The sequence below is a fragment of the Fluviicola sp. genome (assembly GCF_030151805.1).
Classification (GTDB): domain Bacteria; phylum Bacteroidota; class Bacteroidia; order Flavobacteriales_D; family Crocinitomicaceae; genus Fluviicola.
In genome coordinates this window covers 1-3259 of record NZ_JASLCN010000008.1, presented here as the reverse complement: position 1 = coordinate 3259, position 3259 = coordinate 1, and the positions used below count along the sequence as shown (strand labels likewise).

Sequence of the window (3259 nt, the reverse complement as noted above, 5' to 3'; positions counted from 1 at the left end):
CATACCAATCGAAATCCAACTTTGGATACAAGAGATCCGATTGTACATAAGGAAAGCAAAATTCAGTCTTTTTATCATCTTTCCAGGCTCCGCCTAAATAAAGAAATTCTTCCATAGTATTCCAGAGTAGTGATTCTCTTGGTTTTTGATTTAGTTTCCACTCTTTCAAAAAAGTTTCTATTCCATGCATTCCTCCTCCGTAACTGGATACAATTCCGGTGTCTAAACAAGAAACAAATTCATCCAGATTTTTTTGTCTCACAATTTTTCGGAGTTTAGAAACAAAAAGTTTTAAAGATGCATCTTCTGAACTTTGATCGATCGGGACTATACGAAATTTACTTGGATGAATGATTAATTCAGGGTCTTCTTCTTTGTTTTCAACAGGATTGTGCTTTTGTTCCTGAATGATTGCCTTACTCACATCTTTTTTTTGAGGTGACCCGGAGCAAGAATAAATAAGTAATAGAATGATAAAAAAAAGGTTTTTCTGCATGGCTGTTTGATTGAAAGCTAAATTACTGATTTTTCGGTCAGATTGATCATATCCGTTTCGATGCGCTCCGCACCCGATGCGACATGAACGTTAAAAATTACTTTCCATTTATCAGAATAACGACATTTCCTCTTTTACGCCCTGATTCGACGTAACGATGTGCCTCTACAATTTCTTCCAGGGGATAAGTTCGGTCAATGACCGGCTTCAGCTTTCCGTCGGAAATCATTTGATGAAATTCGTTGAGATAGCTTGTCTTTTCAGATGTCATGGATTTAACAGAGCACCATTTTCCACCTTGCTGCAACAAGGATTTTCCTTTGGAAGAAGGTAATTTCCCTACGGCATCAAAAACCACATCGAAATGCTTATCGAATTGTGATAAATCGGTTGTCCGGTAATCAATGACTTTATCTGCTCCCAATGATTTTACCAGGTCCAGATTGGGCGCACTACACAAAGCTGTTACATGAGCTCCTTTAAATTTTGCCAGTTGAACAGCGTAGGATCCGACGCTTCCCGACGCTCCGTAAACAAGTACTTTGGCGCCTTTTTGAATGGATTTTTTCTGTAGAATGTGATAAGCAGTCATTGCTCCGATGGGAAGTGCTGCAGCTTCTTCAAAACTCAAAAAGTCTGGTTTTCGCGTAATGACTCCCTGCTTCCAGCTTTCGGGCACACACACATATTCCGCATAGGCTCCTTGTTTCAGATCGGTAGTTGTTCCGTAAACAGGATCACCTTTTTTGAATTTACTGACATTGACTCCGGCAGATTCAATAATCCCTGAAAATTCGAACCCGATTACCTGTTTTTGCGGTTGTTTGAAACCATTCATGAGTCGCAGGAGAAACGTAAACAGGCGCGACTCCGGAAATTCCCCTTTTCGCACCCAGATTGTTCCGGCAGTAACGGTAGAGGCATGTACTTTTACAAGAACTTCATTTGCTTTTGGAATCGGCTTCTCGATTTCCTGGAATTGCAATACTTCCGGTGCTCCGTAAGTATGGTAAACAATTGCTTTCATCTCCTGAACATTGAATGGATTGGGGAACTCCCGGCAATGTATGCAAGTTTACGGAGCTGTGCACAGCACTTCTGATAAAAGGTTCAGGTTTGTTATTTAGCGGTTGAAATGGATGGTTTCATGATTCACAGAGTAGAAAATAACGGCTTATCCTGGTTTTTGAAAAGTATTCTAAAAATGTAAACCCTCAGAACCTGGTATCAAGTTTTTCAAGATATGTTGATTGATTCGCTTCTGTGATGAAATACCTGATAAAACCTTCGATTGCCCTTCTGAATTCTAAACTGTTTTCTTTGTAAATCTCTTGAACCGAATAGTTTTTAACTTGACGTATCAAATCGAAATCAATGATTTTGTAGTCAATGGCTGAATCTTTTGAATCTCTTTCTGTTCCGAAAAAATACGCATCAAAATCAATGACCACTTTTTGTTGAGAAACAAACTCCAGGTCTTTTCCTATTTGATGAAGAAAATCATCAAAGTTTGTGATTTCATCAACCCTGTTTCGATACCTGAATTCTTCATACTCGGATGAGACCCGCGGTTCTTTCGTTTCAAAAAAACGTCTGCTCAATTTATCTACTAATGCTTTGGAATCACTATACAGACTATTGTGTGATACGTAAATTTTATCTTTCTGATAATTGACATCTTCCGTTTTAACTCCTTTCTGACCATCACATTCATATCTTTCGACAATTTTAAGCGTAGGAATATTCAAGGTTTTCATTAAACGGTGCGTTTTTATATAGCAATCAACTTTGGAAGGAGATCCGTTTTTAGGAAATCGTATAATGAAGTAAGCGGAAGATTCAAAGTCTTTAGTGCGGTATATATTCCAGTTTCCGGTATTGTTTGATATTAATTCCAAGTCTTAGGCATTTTGAATTCGGGAATATTCTTTAATCGTTTTCATACTTCTGGAAGCGAACCTGGTTTTTGAATTACCCAATCCTGAAAGCCAGGGATTTGTTCGGGAGATTCTTGTTAAAATCCGGCTGATAATCAATCGTGTAAGAATGAAAGGAGTTGAATTTTGAGTTTCATTATTTCAGAAACGTTGAAAGCAAGGGTTTACAACAATACTTTTTCTTTTCTGTTAATGGTTAGTCTCCAGGATAGATGATTTGTTTGTTCTATCACGTTTTGAAATCTACCAAATGCCTCTTTGAACCAATTCAGGATTTTTTCGTCCCCATCCTGATCTCCCTGATACCTTTCCAATGACTCATTCAGTTCGACGGCAAAACCATTCGGTAGATCGTAGATGATAAAATCTGCCTTGTTGTTTTGTATGTATTCTTTGAAAGCGACATACTTCGAATTTTTCTTGTCGACCCATATTCCGCAGTAAATTTGGAGACTGTTTAACTGAAAACCGTATTTGATTTCAGACCAGCCATCGGAAGGATTTCCGATAATCTCTTTGAAATAATAAATAAGTCTTTTGTGATGTAGAATTTGAGTAGTGCTGAATCCATCACTTATTTTGTTTGATTTGTCTGCATTGAATGCTTTTTCAAAGGAAGGTTTGGCGCGATCCAAATATCCGTTTACTAATTCAATGGCTTCGAATATGCTCTTAATAGCAGATGTGTTCTCAGTAGTTATTGTTAAATCCTGGCTCATTTTTTTTAGTTTTAGGAATGAAAGAAAGTCGTTTTTGATGGCACTTTCGGAAGGGTGTTTTTCTACGAATCTGGCGACCTGGAACCATCTGAATTGTTTGAATTGAT

General features: G+C 37.8%; 4 protein-coding genes. All 4 read right to left on the bottom strand.

Going from position 1 to position 3259, the window contains the following annotated elements:
• A partial coding sequence (locus Q1V93_RS00235; protein WP_300659796.1) for a hypothetical protein occupies nucleotides 1-496 on the bottom strand: 496 nt, incomplete at its 3' end.
• A gap of 97 nt (nucleotides 497-593) precedes the next feature.
• Nucleotides 594-1523, bottom strand: coding sequence for an NAD(P)-dependent alcohol dehydrogenase (locus Q1V93_RS00230; RefSeq protein WP_300659793.1), 930 nt, complete (start codon nucleotides 1521-1523; stop codon nucleotides 594-596).
• 187 nt (nucleotides 1524-1710) lie between these two features.
• Nucleotides 1711-2253, bottom strand: a complete 543-nt coding sequence (locus Q1V93_RS00225; protein ID WP_300659790.1) for a hypothetical protein — start codon at nucleotides 2251-2253, stop codon at nucleotides 1711-1713.
• A 344-nt stretch (nucleotides 2254-2597) separates the two neighbouring features.
• Nucleotides 2598-3259: hypothetical protein (locus Q1V93_RS00220; protein WP_300659787.1), on the bottom strand; the 662-nt coding region annotated here is incomplete at its 5' end.